This is a genomic window from Adlercreutzia muris, assembly GCF_041223505.1.
Taxonomy (GTDB): Bacteria; Actinomycetota; Coriobacteriia; order Coriobacteriales; family Eggerthellaceae; genus Adlercreutzia; species Adlercreutzia muris.
Map to the genome: position 1 here is coordinate 52590 of NZ_JBCLQK010000006.1, position 15673 is coordinate 68262.

Annotated in this window: 14 protein-coding genes; 10 read left to right on the forward strand and 4 right to left on the reverse strand. The window is 68.8% G+C overall.

Annotated elements, in window-relative coordinates; genetic code table 11:
* Window position 1 precedes the first annotated feature (1 nt).
* Genes AAK988_RS06800 through glpK form a run of 5 tightly spaced genes read left to right on the forward strand, consistent with a single transcriptional unit; the run spans window position 2 to window position 6245 of the window.
* Complete coding sequence (locus AAK988_RS06800; RefSeq protein WP_369880535.1) at window positions 2-1435, forward strand: NAD(P)/FAD-dependent oxidoreductase; 1434 nt, start codon at window positions 2-4, stop codon at window positions 1433-1435.
* Window positions 1432-3066: an NAD(P)/FAD-dependent oxidoreductase gene (locus AAK988_RS06805; protein WP_369880536.1), complete on the forward strand. Its 1635-nt coding sequence runs from the start codon at window positions 1432-1434 to the stop codon at window positions 3064-3066. The genes AAK988_RS06800 and AAK988_RS06805 overlap by 4 nt, the downstream gene beginning before the upstream one ends.
* On the forward strand, window positions 3063-3671 hold the full coding sequence (locus AAK988_RS06810) for an L-threonylcarbamoyladenylate synthase (RefSeq protein WP_369880537.1): 609 nt from the start codon (window positions 3063-3065) through the stop codon (window positions 3669-3671). The genes AAK988_RS06805 and AAK988_RS06810 overlap by 4 nt, the downstream gene beginning before the upstream one ends.
* Window positions 3664-4758 carry an alpha/beta fold hydrolase gene (locus AAK988_RS06815; RefSeq protein WP_369872576.1) on the forward strand — a complete coding sequence of 365 codons (1095 nt, stop codon included), beginning with the start codon at window positions 3664-3666 and terminating at the stop codon, window positions 4756-4758. Before AAK988_RS06810 ends, AAK988_RS06815 begins: the two co-directional genes overlap by 8 nt.
* Window positions 4755-6245: a glycerol kinase GlpK gene (glpK, locus tag AAK988_RS06820; RefSeq protein ID WP_369872575.1), complete on the forward strand. Its 1491-nt coding sequence runs from the start codon at window positions 4755-4757 to the stop codon at window positions 6243-6245. The genes AAK988_RS06815 and glpK overlap by 4 nt, the downstream gene beginning before the upstream one ends.
* Before the next feature lie 48 nt (window positions 6246-6293).
* Here the strand turns inward: glpK and AAK988_RS06825 are convergent, their stop codons facing one another.
* The 4 genes from AAK988_RS06825 to AAK988_RS06840 form a co-directional block, all read right to left on the reverse strand.
* A complete protein-coding gene (locus AAK988_RS06825) occupies window positions 6294-7199 on the reverse strand; it encodes a dimethyl sulfoxide reductase anchor subunit family protein (RefSeq protein ID WP_369872574.1) in 906 nt (301 codons plus the stop codon).
* 8 nt (window positions 7200-7207) lie between these two features.
* Complete coding sequence (locus tag AAK988_RS06830) at window positions 7208-7825, reverse strand: 4Fe-4S dicluster domain-containing protein (RefSeq protein WP_369872573.1); 618 nt, start codon at window positions 7823-7825, stop codon at window positions 7208-7210.
* 159 nt (window positions 7826-7984) lie between these two features.
* Window positions 7985-8605, reverse strand: a complete 621-nt coding sequence (locus AAK988_RS06835) for a 4Fe-4S dicluster domain-containing protein (RefSeq protein WP_369872572.1) — start codon at window positions 8603-8605, stop codon at window positions 7985-7987.
* Window positions 8606-8634: 29 nt separating this feature from the next.
* Window positions 8635-11052 (reverse strand): DMSO/selenate family reductase complex A subunit, encoded by a 2418-nt coding sequence (locus AAK988_RS06840; RefSeq protein WP_369872571.1) that lies wholly within the window; start codon window positions 11050-11052, stop codon window positions 8635-8637.
* A 261-nt stretch (window positions 11053-11313) separates the two neighbouring features.
* On the opposite strand from AAK988_RS06840, the gene AAK988_RS06845 reads away from it, so the two are divergent.
* The 5 genes from AAK988_RS06845 to upp all read left to right on the forward strand — a co-directional run bounded on the left by AAK988_RS06845 (window position 11314) and on the right by upp (window position 15642).
* Window positions 11314-11925, forward strand: a complete 612-nt coding sequence (locus AAK988_RS06845) for a hypothetical protein (RefSeq protein WP_369872570.1) — start codon at window positions 11314-11316, stop codon at window positions 11923-11925.
* A gap of 3 nt (window positions 11926-11928) precedes the next feature.
* Window positions 11929-12897, forward strand: coding sequence for a helix-turn-helix transcriptional regulator (locus AAK988_RS06850; protein ID WP_369872569.1), 969 nt, complete (start codon window positions 11929-11931; stop codon window positions 12895-12897).
* A gap of 118 nt (window positions 12898-13015) precedes the next feature.
* Window positions 13016-13453: a ribose 5-phosphate isomerase B gene (gene rpiB / locus AAK988_RS06855; RefSeq protein ID WP_135971567.1), complete on the forward strand. Its 438-nt coding sequence runs from the start codon at window positions 13016-13018 to the stop codon at window positions 13451-13453.
* A gap of 107 nt (window positions 13454-13560) precedes the next feature.
* Window positions 13561-14817 carry a serine hydroxymethyltransferase gene (gene glyA, locus AAK988_RS06860; RefSeq protein ID WP_282190810.1) on the forward strand — a complete coding sequence of 419 codons (1257 nt, stop codon included), beginning with the start codon at window positions 13561-13563 and terminating at the stop codon, window positions 14815-14817.
* Between the two features lie 186 nt (window positions 14818-15003).
* Window positions 15004-15642: a uracil phosphoribosyltransferase gene (gene upp / locus AAK988_RS06865; RefSeq protein ID WP_369880538.1), complete on the forward strand. Its 639-nt coding sequence runs from the start codon at window positions 15004-15006 to the stop codon at window positions 15640-15642.
* The last annotated feature ends 31 nt before the right edge of the window (window positions 15643-15673 follow it).

Genomic DNA, 15673 nt, shown 5'->3' on the forward strand with positions numbered 1-15673 from the left:
CATGAAGACGATTGCAATCATAGGCGCCGGGGCGGCGGGGCTTGCGGCGGCGGTGGCCGCGGCCGAGGCGGCTCGCGGCGCTGGTGCGCTCGCCGAGGTGCGCGTGACCGTGTACGAGGCGTCCGATCGCGTGGGGCGCTCGATTTTGGCCACGGGCAACGGCCGCTGCAACTTTTCCAACGCAGTGATCGACGCGGGGCGGTACCGCAACGCCTCGTTTGTGGAAGAGGCGCTGGGCGCCTGCGAGGCGACGTTCGAAGGCGGTGCGTCGTCTGGCGACGACTCGCCGCCTCCAGTGGACGTGCGGGCCAATGCGGTGCTGCGCTTCTTCGCTGAGCGCGGGCTCGTATGGCGCGAAGAGGGGGAGGGGCGGCTGTATCCTTTGGCCAACAAGGCCACGAGCGTGCTCGACTGCCTGCGCGCAGCGTGCACGGCGGCTGGGGTACGGGAGCTCGTGGAAAGCGAAGTGGCTGCCGTGGAGGCGCCGCGCGGCGAGGGCGACCGCTTCACGCTGCGCCTGGTCGACCGCCGGCTGGAGCGGGCCGATGCAGTGATCGTGGCCGTCGGAGGCGCGGTGGGGGAACGCTTGCTGCCTGTGGGCGTGCCCTTCTGCGCGACTGCGCCGACGCTCGGCCCCATCGCCACCGACCCGCGCTGGCCGCGCCAGCTGGACAACATTCGCGTGCGCGGGGCGCTGGAGCTCTGGCGCGGGGGGCGTCTGGTCGCTCGCGAGGTGGGCGAGGTGATGTTTAGAAAGTACGGCGTGTCGGGCATCGCCGCGTTCAATCTCAGCCGGCTCATGGAGCCGGGCGACCAGCTGGCTGTCGATTTCGTGGCTGCCGTGCCCGGGGAGGACGCGGAAGCGTTCTTGCGCGCCCGGCAGACGCGGCTGCAAGGCGCTCTCAGGCGGTCGATTACCTGGGAAGATCTGATGCGTGGCATGGTGCTTGCGCCGGTGGCCGATGTGCTGCTGAAGGCGTGCGGACTGAGGGGAGATGCTGCGGTGGACGAGACTGGGCTTGCGCGCCTGTCCCCGGTGCTCAAGGGGCTGCGCCTGCCGGTAACGGGGACAGGCGATGTGCGCCAGTGCCAGGTTCATCGTGGGGGCGTTAAGGTAACTGCCGTTGACGCGCGTACCTGCGAGGTGCGCGGCGTGCCAGGCCTCTACGTGGTCGGTGAGGCCTTGGACGTGGACGCCCCCTGCGGCGGCTACAACCTGCACTGGGCCTGGGCCTCGGGGCTGCTCGCGGGGAAGAGTGCGGTGGAGGGGCTGGCACCCTCCTCCGGCTCCGAGCGGGGCGAGGGAGCGCCGTGCTCAGACAGTCCTCGCTTGGTGCGACAGTCCGCAGGACTGTCGCAGTCGCTGCGGAACTGCGCGCAGACCCCCTCGTCCCGCTCGGAGCCTGTTGGTTCGAGGAAGCGGGGGCGGCGATGATCCAGGCATCGAACATTCCCGTCTCCCTTGACGCGCTGCTCCCTGGAAATAAGGGGCTCTTCCGCAAGGAGGTGGCCCGGGCCCTCGGGATGAAGGCGACGGCCCTCGGCGAGGTGCGGCTGCTGAAGCGCTCCATCGACGCCCGCAAGAAGGCGAACGTGCACGGGGTGGTGACCGTGGCCACGGCCCTGGCCGACGGGGCAGTGCCCTCGCCGGCGAAGGGCGTGACCGTGCGCCCCTTCGAGCCGACGCCGCCCTTGACGGTGCCCGCCGTTGTCGGCGGCGAGATGCGCCCCATCGTCGTGGGCACGGGGCCGGCGGGGCTGTTCTGCGCTCTGTACCTGGCCCGGGCCGGCCTGGCGCCGCTGGTAGTGGAGCGCGGGGCCGATGTGGACGGGCGCGTGGCCATCGTGGAAGCCTTCAACGCCGGCGCGCCCCTCGACAAGCGCACGAACATCCAGTTCGGCGAAGGGGGCGCCGGCACGTTTTCCGACGGCAAGCTGAACACGGGCATCAAGAGCCCGCACATCCGCCATGTGCTGGAGGCCTTCGTTCAGGCCGGGGCGCCTGGGGACATCCTCGTGGACGCGAAGCCCCATATCGGCACCGATCTTCTGGTGGACGTGGTGCGCAATCTGCGCCGCGCCATCGAAGAGGCGGGCGGCGAGGTGCGCTTCCTCACGCGCCTGGCCGACGTGGCAGTGGAAGACGGCCGTGTGACCGGCGCCGTCCTCGTCGACGAGCGCACGGGATCTGTCGAGGCGGTTCCAGCCGACCGCATCGTGGTGGCTTGCGGCCATTCGGCCCGGGATACCTTCGATCTGCTCGGCCGCCTCGGCGCGAGCCTCGCCCGCAAGCCCTTCGCCGTGGGCGTGCGCATCGAGCACCCCCAGGCCCTCGTGAACGAGGCTCAGTACGGCACGGCCACATCTCATCCGGCCCTCGGGGCGGCCGACTACAAGCTGGCCGTGAAGACCGGCGACGGGCGCGGCGTGTACAGCTTCTGCATGTGCCCGGGCGGGGAGGTGGTGGCCGCCGCCAGCGAGGAGGGCGGCCTGTGCGTGAACGGCATGAGCCGCCATGCCCGCGCTGGCGCCAACGCCAATGCCGCCCTGCTCGTGGAGGTGCGCCCCGACGACCTGCCCGGCGACGACCCCCTGGCGGGCGTCGCCTTCCAGCGCGCGTTGGAGCGGGCCGCCTATGATCTGGGGTGCGCGGGCGGCAACGCGCCCTACACCGCGCCGGCCCAGACTGTCGGCGGCTTTCTGGGCAGCACGGCCCCGACAGCGCCGTCTGCCGCGGTGCGCCCCACCTACCCGCGGGGCGCGGCCTGGCGCGACCTGCGCGACTGCCTTCCGTCCTTTGTGGCCGACGCCCTGGTCGAGGCCCTGCCGGCCCTCGATCGCAAGCTCCATGGCTTCGCAAGTCCCGAGGCGGTCATGACCGCCGTGGAGGCCCGCAGCTCGAGCCCGGTGCGCGTCGAGCGCGACGGGGGCTTCCAATCGAACATCGCCGGGCTCTATCCCTGCGGGGAGGGGGCCGGCTATGCCGGCGGCATCATGAGCGCCGCTGTGGACGGCCTGCGCGTGGCCGAGGCCATCGTCTCAGAATGCGAGGTGATCCCATCGTGAAGTTCCTGACCGTGGATGAGGCTGCGGACGCCCTTGCCGCCGGCGAGGCGGTGGTCATGCCCACCGACACCGTGTACGGGGTGGGGGTGGCCGTGGATGCCGTGGACGACCCCGGCGTGCTCTTTCGACTGAAGGGGCGCCCTGCCGGCAAGGCCGTGGCGTGGCTCGTGGAAGGCCCGGCGGCCCTCGACCGCTACGGTGCCGAAGTCCACCCCTGGGTGCATCGGTTGGCCCGGCGCTTCTGGCCCGGCGGCCTCACCCTGGTGGTGCGGGCCTCCGAGGCGGTGCCTCCTGCGTTTCGCTCGCCGGAAGGCACCATCGGCCTGCGCATGCCGGCCTCTCCCGAGGTGCTCGCCCTCATCCGCGCCGTGGGCTGCCCTTTGGCCGTCACCTCGGCGAACCTGTCGGGTGCTCCCGCGGCCGCCGTGCCTGAGCTGCTCGACGGCGATCTGGTTTCCCGCACAGCCGGCGTCCTCGAGGGCCCGTGCGGCGCCAGTGGCGGCGGATTGGCCTCGACGGTGATCGATTGCACGGCCGTCAAGCCGAGCGTGCTGCGATGCGGCCCCGTCAGTTCCCGCGATATAGAGGAGTGCTCCCATGACTGATTCCCTAACCGACCTCTCACCGATCAGCGAGGCCGGCGAGCCGGCAGCTGCCGTAACCGGGCCCGCTGTCGTTGCGGCCGGTGCTCCGGCTGATAGCGCCGCGACCTCTCTCGACCCCATCGACTTCACGTTCGACTCCGCCGATGGGGAGAGCGCGGTGCACGCTGTGCTGTGGCTGCCCGCCTCCTTGCGGGAGGATCGCGCCCAGGGAGCGGGGAAGAGCCTCGGCACCTTCCGTCCCCGGGGCGTAGTGCAGCTCATCCACGGCATGGCCGAGCATATCGGCCGCTACGACGACTTCGCCCGCTGCCTCGCCCGCGCCGGCTACCTGGTGTGCGGTCACGACCACGTGGGCCATGGCGACACGGCTCCCACTGCGGCCCATCGTGGCCGCATGCACCCGGTGCACGGCGGTGACGCGCTCGTGGCCGATGTGCAGTCGCTGCGCCTGCTCGTGAGCCAGCAGGTGGCGGCCGAGGTGCCCTATTTCATGTTCGGCCACTCCATGGGCTCCCTCGTGTTGCGCAACTACCTGCCGCGCTTCGGGAAGGGGCTTGCCGGTGCCGTCCTCTGCGGCACGGCCAACCAGCCCGAGGTCGTGGCCGCGGCGGGCAACGTGCTTGCCCGCGCCATCGTCAAGGTGCGCGGGGCCGACTACAAAAGCAAGCTTCTGCACAGCCTGGCCGACGGCGCCTACAGCCATCAGGTGAAGGACGCGCGCACGCCCTTCGACTGGCTCTCCCGTGACCCGGCGGTCGTGGACGCCTTCATCGCCGACGAGCGCGCGGGCTTCATGTTCTCGGCCGGCGCCTACGCCACCTTGACCGAGCTGGCCGCTCGCGCCAACAGCCCCGCGGCCTACCGGGCCACGCCTCACGAGGTGCCCCTGCTCTTCGTGGCCGGCGATGCCGACCCGGTAGGGAACTGCGGCTGCGGCGTGGCCCGGGCCGCCGGGGCCATGGAAGCCGCCGGCGCCGAGGACGTGACGCTGAAGCTCTTCCCCGCCATGCGCCATGAGATCTTGAATGAGATCGGCAAGGAGGAAGTGTACGACTTTGTCTTGGAGTGGATCGAGGAACGCTCATGAAGAAGTACGTCATCGCGCTCGATCAGGGCACTACGTCGTCTCGGGCCATGCTCATCGATCGCGGCGGCCGGGCTGTGGGCAGCGTGCAGCGGCCCTTTCCGCAGCTGTACCCTCAGCCGGGTTGGGTGGAGCACGATCCCCACGACATCCTGTCGTCCCAGCTGGGCGCCTTGACCGAGCTCTTGCTCACCTACAGCGTGAGCCCGGCCGAGATCGATTCGATCGGCATTACCAACCAGCGCGAGACCACCGTGGTGTGGGACCGCGCTACCGGCGAGCCCATCGCGAACGCCATCGTGTGGCAGTGCCGCCGCACGGCTCCCATGGTGGAGGCCCTGACGGGCGACCCGGCGGTAGCGGCCGAGATCACGGCCCGCACGGGCCTGGTTCCCGACGCCTACTTCTCGGCGAGCAAGATCGCCTGGATTTTGGGGGAGGTGCCCGGTGCCCGGGCCCGCGCCGAGGCCGGCGGGCTCGCCTTCGGCACCGTCGACAGCTGGCTCATCTGGAAGCTCACCTACGGGGCCGTGCACGCCACCGACGTGACCAACGCGAGTCGCACCATGCTCTACAACATCCACGAGGGGTGCTGGGATCCCTACCTGCTGGAGCTCTTCGGCATCCCCGCCTCCCTCATGCCCGAGGTGCGTCCCTCGGCCGGCGACTTCGGCGTGACGGCGAACCCGGGGCTTGTGCAGGGTATTCCCATCTGCGGCGTGGCCGGCGACCAGCAGGCGGCCCTGTTCGGCCAGTGCTGCTTTTCCGCCGGTCAGGCGAAGAACACCTACGGCACCGGCTGCTTTCTGCTCATGCACACGGGTCATGAGGCCTGCGCGAGCCGAAGTGGCCTCCTCACCACCGTGGCAGCCTCGGCCCCGGGCACGAAGGGCACCGAGTACGCCTTAGAGGGCAGCGTGTTCATGGCCGGGGCCCTCATCCAGTGGCTGCGCGATGAGCTCGGCATCATCGACAGCGTGGCCGACGCCGATGCCATTGCCCGCAGCGTGCCGAGCACCGAGGGCGTGGTCGTGGTGCCGGCCTTCACGGGCCTGGGGGCGCCCTGGTGGGACGCCGATGCCCGCGGTGCCATCCTGGGGCTCACCCGCGGGGCCGGTCGCGCCCACATTGTGCGGGCAGCCTTGGAGGCCCTCGCCTACCAGGTGTGCGACCTGGCGCAGGCCATGACCGAGGACGCTGGCGTGCCGCTGTCGGTGCTGAACGTTGACGGGGGCGCGGCGGCCAACGATTTCCTCATGCAGTTCCAGGCCGACATGCTGGGGGTGTCCCTGCGCCGCCCGGCCAACGCCGAGACCACGGCCCTGGGAGCGGCGTTTTTGGCCGGCCTGGCCACGGGTTTCTGGCCCGACACGGCGGCGCTCGCAGCTTTGCGGGAAGGGGAGGAGCGCTTCCTGCCCACCTTCGACGAGGCTGCCCGCGCCAGCCGCCTTGCCCGCTGGCGCGATGCCGTGGCCCGGGTGCGCAGCTAGGGCGGGTGCGCAGCGAGGGCGGCGGGCGTTGATGTGCGCAGCCGTGCCCTACACCCCCAGGCCCACGGTCAGGTGGGCCAAGTAGAAGCAGAACCGCATGACGAAGATGGCCGCCAGGCTGAGAGCCGCCGCCGCGCAGAGGCGCCCCACGAGGCGGAAGCGGCCCGCGTCCGCGGGCGGGGTGCCGTCGGTCGGAAGGTTCCGCGTCGTCCGCCAGGCAACGACGATGCCGGCGGCGCCCAGTAGGGCGAAGGCCGCGACGGCTGCCCCGTAGGCGGGCACGAGGTCGGTCGCGGAGGCCACGGCGTTGCCCATGTTCCCAAGATCGACCCCCTGGAGCCCGTAGACCGCGACGTTCGCGGTCAGGGCTATGGCTGCGAGCGCGATGAGGTGCCGCGCCCGGCGGTTCGTGAGGGAGGCGCAGCGGCCCGCGGCGTAGCCGGCAAGGGCCACCAGCGGGCCGCCCATCAGGGCATTGGCCGCAATGGCCGCAGGCACTTCCCACAGGTTCCAGGAGATGATGGTGCGGGCGGAGTAGGCCAATCCCACGGAGGCGATGAACGCCAGGGCCGCCAGGTCGATGGCGCCGATCCACAGGCGCAGCAAGCGCGGGCTGGGGGCGCGGCGAAACGAGTAGAGCCAGTAGAGGCCGCCGAGCATGAGAAAGACGACGGCGCAGAGCACCTCGTTGGACAGCGGGGAGGAGCCCACGGCCGCGAAGACGTAGAGGGCGTTGGCGGGGCTGCCCAGATGGGTGGCCGAGGCCACGAGCCCCACCATGGCCACGATGAGCGGCAGGCACAGGTAGGTGCTGATGCGCCGCACCTCGGCCCAGGAAGCCCGGCCGCTCAGAATGGGCAGCCCCATGAGCAGCAGGGCCATGGCCCCGGCTGGCGCGAGGGTGGTGAACAGGACGAGGGTTATCTCGCCGAGGGCGGTGTCGAGTCCGATCACGGGGCGTCCTAACGGGTTTCGGCAACGTTGCCGATGGCCACGCCGCCGCCGGCTGCCCGGCTGTCGCGGCTGGGCTTGATATAGAGGTTCGGGCAGGTCTCCTCGGCCGGGGGCAGGGGAGGGGCGCTGGCCCGCTCGCCCCGAGCGGCCATGGCCTCGGCGGTGCCGAAGCCGAGGGCCCGGGCGGGACAGGCCAGCACACAGAGGGGCGCCTCGCCGGCGGCGAGGCGGTCGGGGCAGCCCTCGCACTTCACCGAGTGGCCCCGGCTCTTATCTACCTGAGGGGCGTTGTAAGGGCAGGCGAGGTGGCAGTAGCCGCAGCCGATGCACTTCCTGGTGTTCACGGCCACGAGTCCCGTGGCCTCGTTCTTGGCCATGGCCTGGGTGGGGCACACCTCGATGCAGACGGGCCGGGAGCAGTGGTTGCAGCCGAGGGAGAGGTAGAAAACGCGGCAGGTGGTGGAGCAGATGCCCGCGCCGTCCTTCTCGGTGCAGCCCTCCACGCACTCGTAGACGCGGCGAAATGCCACGCCGACTCCCAGATCGAAGCCGTCCTTGCAGGCGACGACGCAGGTCTTGCAGCCAGTGCAGCGGGAGCCGTCGAAGAAGAACCCGAGTTGGGCCATGGCGCGCACCTCCTCTCGCGAAGCCGCGCGCCTTGGTGTCGCGCGGCGAAAAAACAGGGCAGGGGCGCCCATGGTAGCGCACCCCCGCCCGAAAAGCGCCCAAAGGACGCCGCTGCGGCGCCCGGCCGTTCGTTTCCCTCGGCCGGGCGCCGCGAGCCCTTAGGCCACTTCGAGGGGATTGCCGATGAAGCCCTCGCTGGAGCCCGCCGCGCGGGCATCGGCCGTCGGGGTCATGAAGTAATTCGGCTCGGTCTCGGCCGGATCGGGCAGCGGGGCCGTGGCTCCGCGCTCGCCGAGGGCCGCCATGGCCCCGGCGTCGCCGAACTTCAGGGCCCGGGCCGGGCAGGCCATGACGCATGCGGGCAGCTCTCCGGCGGCCACCAGGTCGGCGCAGCCGTCGCAGCGCACGGCCTTCACCGTCTCGGGATCCACCTTCGGGGCGGCGTAGGGGCACGCGTTCGCGCAGGTGCCGCAGCCGATGCAGGAATCGGCGTCCACGGCCATGAGCCCGGTCTCGTCGTCCTTGCTGATGGCGCCCTGGGGACAGTTGGCCATGCAGATGGGCTTGTCGCAGTGGTTGCAGCTGACCGAGGTGTAATAGCTGAAGCAGGAGGTGGTGCAGGTGCCGTCGGCGCCCTTCTCGGTGGTGCCGCCGGTGTACTCCCAGACGCGGCGGTAGGCCATGCCAACATCCAGGTTGTTCTTATCCTTGCAGGCGAACACGCAGGTCTTGCAGCCGGTGCAGCGCGTGCCGTCGAAGTAGAAAGCAAGTTGTGCCATGATGTCTCATCCTTTCCGTGCGCGCGGCCCTAGGCCTTGGTGACCTGGCAGATATTGGTGTGCTGGGGGTTGCCCTTGGCGAAGGGCGAGGGACGATGGGTGGTCAGGGTGTTGATGCAGCCGCCCTTGTCCACGCGGTCGCCGTTCATGTCGGCGTCGTGCCAGGCGCCCTGGGCGCAGGCCACGGTGCCGGGGATGACGCGCGGCGTCACCTTGGCCAGCAGCTCCATGGTGCCGAACTGGTTCTCCACGCGGACGGTGTCGCCCTGCTCGATGCCGCGCTCGGCGGCGTCGGACGGGTTGATCCAGGCCTCCTGGGGGTTCAGCTCCTTCAGGATCTCCACGCCGCCCCAGGACGAGTGCAGACGGCCCCGGTAGTGGAAGCCGGACAGCTGGAGGGGGAACTCGTCGGTGACGGTCTCGGCGCCGTACCACTCGGGGGCGTAGACCGGGATGGGGGCCACGAAGTCGTCGTCGGCGAACTCGTGGGCCGCGATGTAGTCGGCCAGGGCCTCGGAGTAGATCTCGATCTTGCCCGAGGGGGTGTCAAGCGGGTTGGCCACGGGATCGGCGCGGAACTCGGCCATGGCGATGACGGCGCCGGCCGGGTTCTTGCGGGTGTATACGCCCATTTCCATGGCCTCTTCATAGGTGGGCAGCTCGGGATCCTTCTCGCGGGAGGTCTCGTAGCATTCGCGGAGCCAGTCCTCCTGGGTCTTGCCCTCGGTGAAGGCCTCCTCCTTTCCGAGCGCCGCAGCGATGAGGGCTGCGGCGTCATAGGCGCTCTTGCGCTCGAACTTCGGCGCGTAGGGCTCGGAGCCGGCGAGCATGTAGCCGCCGTCGCCGCCGGTGCCGATCATGGAGGGCTGCTCCAAGCGGAACAGGTCGGGGAGGATGACGTCGGAGTACTTGAGCGAGTCGGTCATGAGGATGTCGGAGCCGAGCACGAACTGGCACTTGCTCTCATCGGACATCACGTCGTGGACCCAGTTGATGTCGGAGTTCTGGTTCGTGATGCAGTTGCCGGCGTAGTTGATGACGAACTTGATGTCGCAGGGCAGCTGCTCCACGCCGGTTACGCCGTCGGCCTTCTCGGTCATCTCGTGGCCGCGGTCGATGGCGTCCACCATGGAGAACACCGAGATCTTCGCCTTCACGGGGTTCTCGCCGTCGGGCATGCTGGTGAGGTTGACGCTGTAGGAGCCCTCGCGCAGGCCGTTGCTCGTGCCCGGCAGGCCGATGTTGCCCGTGAGGATGGGCAGCATGCAGATGGACCAACCGGTCATCTCGCCGTTGCTGCGGCGCTGCGGACCCCAGCCCTGGTCGACGAACAGGGCCTTGGCCGCGGCGATCTCGCCGGCCAGGGCGCGGATCTTGTCGGCGGCGATACCGGTGATGGGGGCGGCCCATTCCGGCGTCTTCTCCACTTTGTCGTAGCCGGTGCCCATGATGTAGTCCTGGTAGGACTTGTTCTGGCCCTGGGCCGAGGCGGGCAGGGTGGCCTCGTCGAAGCCGACGCAGTAGGTGTCCAGGAACTCCTTGTCCACCTGGTTGTTCGCAATGAGCTCATGGGCGATGGCCGCCACGAGCGCCGCGTCGGTGCCGGGGTTGATGGGCAGCCACTCGTCGGAGCGGCCGGCCAGAGAGTCGTTGAAGCGGGGGTCGATCACGTAGATCTTTCCCTTGGTCATCTCGCGCATGGCCACGTAGTCGTGGTGGGACACCGCGCCGCCCTGGCGCGTCTCCACGGGACTCGTGCCGAACATGAGCACCAGGTCGGAATCGCGGGCGGCCGACAGGGACGAGCCCGCGCCCACGCTGGCGCCGAAGATGTAGGGGGTGATCCACATGAGCTGGGCTAAGGAGTAGTTGCCGTAGAAGGCCAGATAGCCGTTGCCGAGGGAGTTCAGCAGGCGGAACCACGGGCGGGCGGTCACGCCGTAGTTGCCGGTGCAGTAGTTCATGTACACGGCCTCGGGCCCGTAGTTGTCGATGACCTCCTGGTAGTTGCGGGCGATGATCTCGATGGCCTCGTCCCAGGTGATCTGCTCGTACTTTCCCTCGCCGCGCTTAGAGCCCTCGGCCCGCTTCATGGGGTAGTTGATGCGGTCGGGGTGGTTCACCCAGGCGCGATAGGCCCGGCCGCGCAGGCAGGCACGGGGCTGGATGTCGTCCATGTCGTCGCTGTCGGCGGCATAGGTCTCCACGCGCACGATCTCGTCGTCGACGACGTGGAGCTTGAGCGCGCAGCGGCCCGGGCAGTTGATGGCGCAGTGGTTCCAGACGATCTTCTCCTCTACCGGCGCCGGCTCGGCCTTCCCATCGGCTCCCGTCTCGGCGAGCTCGGACGAGCAGCCGAACAGAGCGCTGCCGCCAAGGGCGGCGGCACCGAGGCCGGCCAGGGCGGAACCCTGGACGAAGGTGCGGCGACTCAGTTCCTTAGACATTGCGTCCCTCCTCTTTCTCTTCCTCGTGGGTACGGCGGCCGCGCTCTCCCGCGGCCGTGAGAACCTTCCCGCCCGCACGCCCGCTCGGGGCGACCGCGCGGTGCCGGGAATGGCGAAATCCTAGTCCACAAAGGCTTCCCGCTTGTCGCATAATGTATGTGAATTCCAGAAAAAACCTGGTCAGAAAGGGGTTGGTCGGTCCCATTTCCTCGGGCACATGCCTTACAATGAGCAAGTCGGCACCGGGGTGGGGAGGAAGTCATGGAACGCGGGAACGGCAGCGCGGGAGGGCCGATCACCGGCAGCCTGCTCTATCGATTGCTCAAGCCCAATGCGGCCTCCCTGGGCTACGGGCTCTTCCTCGCCATCAACGCGGCCAGCGTCTGGGGCGGCGTGTTTCCCTTCCTGCCCCTGGAGTTTCAGACCCGCGGCATCATCTTCTGGTTCTTCCTGTGCCAGTCCCTCGTGTTCTCCCTGAGCTACCTCGCCAGTCTGCTGGGATCCTACTTCCTGCCCCGGGCCACGCGGAGCTTCCTCGTGCAGTTCACCATCGCCCCCTACTTCCTCGGATGGTGCTGCCTCATCGGGGCCATCTACTTCGACGGCTGGGCCCTTCGGCTCGTGGCCGCGGGCGGCGCCCTTCTGGGCCTCGGGTCGGCGGGGTTCTACATGCTCTGGCAGCGGCTCTTCGCCTCCATGGCCTCGGAGGAAGGGGATCGCAACCTCATCGGCGGCACGGTGTGGGGCACGGTGTTCTACTTCGCCCTCTATCTCATTCCCGTGGCAGTGACCGCCTTCCTCATCCCGCTCGTGTTCTTGCCCCTGTTCGCCCTGGCCATCGTTCTTGAGAGCCGCGACATCAACCGGGACTAGCCGATGTTCGAGGATGTGCCCCGGGAGCATCCCCAGGTGTACCGCCGCGTCATCGGCGACTACTGGCGCAGCGCCCTGTGCGTGGGGGCGCTCGGGTTCTGCACGGGCATCATGCGCTCCCTGGCCGTGGGCAACCCCTCCGTGGGCTCGCTCGTCAACGTGCTGTCCATGGCCGCGACCCTCGTGGCGGCCCTCGCCCTGCTCATCGCCTGGCGCCACCAGGACCTCCACATGGATGTGGTCGGGGCCTACCAGGCGTTCTTCCCCTTCGTCATCACGTCGTTTCTGCTGTTGCCCTTTCTCGCGCCCGAGTACGAGCGGTGGCTCGCGGCGGTGCTCTACGCGGTGTACAGCGTGTTTACCGTGCTCATGATGATCCAGTGCGCCCAGGCCTCGCGCAACCGCGGCATCAACCCCGTCTTCATCTACGGCTTCTTCGGCTGCATCGTCTACATGCTCCATGACGTGGGTTTCCTCGGAGGCACCTTCGCCGAGGGCATCCGCTATGCCGGCATCGCCCCCTTGGCGGGCATCGCTTTGGCGGCGGTGTACCTGCTCGGGCTCATGTACTTTGTGGGCCAGGGCGGCTTCCGGCGCCTGTTCTCGCGCCGCGCCGTCGAGGAGCCGGCCGGCTGCAGCGCCCGATCCACGGACATCGAGCTGGTGGCCCTCCAGCCCCGGGCCCCGAAGGCCCGACCGGGCCAGGCGCCCCCGGTCTACCAGGACCGCATGTCGAAGCAGGCGGCCCTCGTGCAGCGCCACTACCGCCTGAGCGCCCGGGAGACCGAGGTCATGGAGCTGATCGCCCGGGGCAACACCGTCGCCCGCATCGCCGAGGATCTCGTGGTGTCCGAGAACACCATCCGTACCCACTGCCGGCGGCTCTACGCCAAGCTCGGCATCCACAAGAAGCAGGAGCTCCTGGATCTCGTCGGCTCCTTCGATCCGGCGGAATTGGGGGAGGAGGGATAGGGCGTTGCGTGTCCGATTTCCGATTCTTTTCTCGGTTGGGGAATTCCGCCCGTCGCCGCGGGGCCCAAGCGCATACAATAGGAGCGTTGTGCCCCAGCGTTGGAAAGGACGGACGCCCATGCGCGTGAGCATCGGAAGCGACCACGCCGGCTTCGAGCAGAAACAGGCCCTCGTGGATTACCTGAAGGGGAAGGGCGTCGAGGTCGTCGACCGCGGTCCTGCCAACGACGATCGGGTGGATTACCCCGACTACGCCGCGCCCGTGGCCCGTGACGTGGCCGCCGGCGCCGCCGACTTCGGCGTGCTCGTGTGCGGCACCGGCATCGGCATGGCCATGGCCGCCGACAAGGTGCCCGGTGTGCGCGCCGCCAACATCATCAACCCCGAGTTCGCCGCCCTGTGCCGCGAGCACAACGACGCGAACGTCATCACGCTTTCCGGCCGCTTCGTGCCGCTGGAGGAGAACGAGCGCATTCTGGACGCGTTCTTCGCCACCCCCTTCGGCGAGGGTCGCCATGCGGGGCGGGTGGAAAAGATCATGGCTCTTGAGGAGTAACAAGCTCCGTTGACTTCCTGGGGCGAACCCGGGAGAACGCGTGATGCTGGAATATTGAGATACAAGTTTGATGCGTGGATATACCTATAAAGGGAAGGAACGATGTTATGGCTTTGGAATTTCTCGCCGGGGAAGACCCTCAGGTAACCGAGTGCCTGCGGGCCGAGTTGGCGCGCCAGCGCGGCAGCGTGGAGCTCATCGCGTCGGAGAACTTCACCTCCCGCGCCGTGATGGAGGCCGTGGGCAGCGTGCTCACCAACAAGTACGCCGAGGGCTACCCGGGCCGTCGCTATTACGGCGGCTGCGAGAAGGTGGACATGGTGGAGGATCTGGCCCGCGATCGTGCCTGCGAGCTGTACGGCGCGAAGTACGCCAACGTGCAGCCCCACTCCGGCGCCAGCGCGAACTTCGGCGCCTATCTTTCCATCATCGAGCCCGGTGACACGGTACTCGGCATGAGCCTCGATCACGGCGGCCACCTCACCCACGGCAGCCCGGTGAACTTCTCGGGGCTGCTGTACCACATCGTCTCCTACGGCGTGGACCCGGAAACCGAGGTCATCGACTACGACGAGGTGGAGCGCATCGCCAAGGAGTGCCGTCCGAAGGTGGTCGTGGCCGGCGCCTCGGCCTACCCGCGCTTCATCGACTTCGAGCGCATGGCCGAGATCGCCCATTCCGTGGGCGCCTACCTCATGGTGGACATGGCCCACATCGCCGGTCTCGTGGCCGCGGGCCTGCACCCGAGCCCGGTGCCCCATGCCGATATCGTCACCTCCACGAGCCACAAGACCCTGCGTGGCCCGCGCGGCGGCTTCATCCTCACCAACTCCGACGAGCTGGGGGCCAAGATCAACAAGGCCATCTTCCCCGGCGCCCAGGGCGGCCCGCTCATGCACGTCATCGCCGGCAAGGCCGTGGCCTTCGGCGAGGCCCTGCGCCCTGCGTACCGCACCTATATGGAGCATGTGGTGGAGAACTGCCGCACCCTCGGTCAGGGCATGATCGACGGCGGCCTGCGCCTGGTGTCCGGCGGCACCGACAACCACCTGTGCCTGGTGGACCTCACCGCCTCCGACATCACCGGCAAGGACGCCGAGAAGCTGCTGGAGAGCGTGGGGCTCACGGTGAACAAGAACTCCATCCCCAACGAGCAGCGCTCGCCCTTCGTGACGAGCGGCATCCGCGTGGGAAGCGCCGCGGCCACCACCCGCGGATTTACCGCCGAGGACTTCTACGAGGTGGGCCAGCTCATCGCCACCACGGTGTTCAACGCCGCCGATGAGGCCAAGCTCGCCGATGTGCGCCGCCGCGTGAACGCCCTGCTGGACGCCCACCCGCTGTATCCGGGACTGGAGTACTAGACAATAAAGTGAGGGCAGGGGAAGGGCCCGGCGACGGTTCGCGCGCAGATTCCGCAGACTCGGAAATATTGGGGTAAAATCCCCACACCAATATTTCCGAAAGAGAGGACCTGCCCGAGCACGAGCCGCCGCTGGGCCCTTCCCCGGCGGGACTGCCTTCTCGATCCACACGAAAGGAAGCGCGTTATGGAGCACAACGACCGCGTCGTCGTCATCGATCATCCCATGGTGCAGCACAAGCTGTCGAAGCTGCGCAACAAGAACACCTCCTCCAAGGATTTCCGTCAGCTCGTGCGCGAGTTGGCCCTGTTCGAGGGCTACGAGGCCACCCGCGATCTGGCCCTGGAGGACGTGAAGGTGGAGACCCCCATCTGCACGGCCGACTGCAAGCAGGTGGCGGGCAAGAAGATGGTGATCGTGCCCATCCTGCGCGCCGGGCTGGGCATGGTGGACGGCCTGCAGGAGCTTATGCCCTCCACCTTCGTGGGACACGTGGGCATGTACCGCGATCCCGAGACCCACGAGCCCCACGAGTACTACGCGAAGCTGCCCGACAGCATCGATCAGCGCGACGTGCTCGTGGTGGACCCGATGCTCGCCACCGGCGGCTCGGCCGTGGCGGCCATCCAGTACCTGCGCAAGCAAGGCGTGAAGAACATCAAGCTCATGGTGCTCGTGGCCGCGCCCGAGGGCATCGAGGCGGTGCTTGAGGCCGATCCCGACGTGCGTATCTACACGTGCTCCGTCGACGAGGGGCTCAACGAGAACGCCTACATCGTGCCGGGCCTGGGCGACGCGGGCGACCGCATCTTCGGAACGAAGTAGCCGCAGGCGCCGCGCGCGCCGGCGGGGAAGG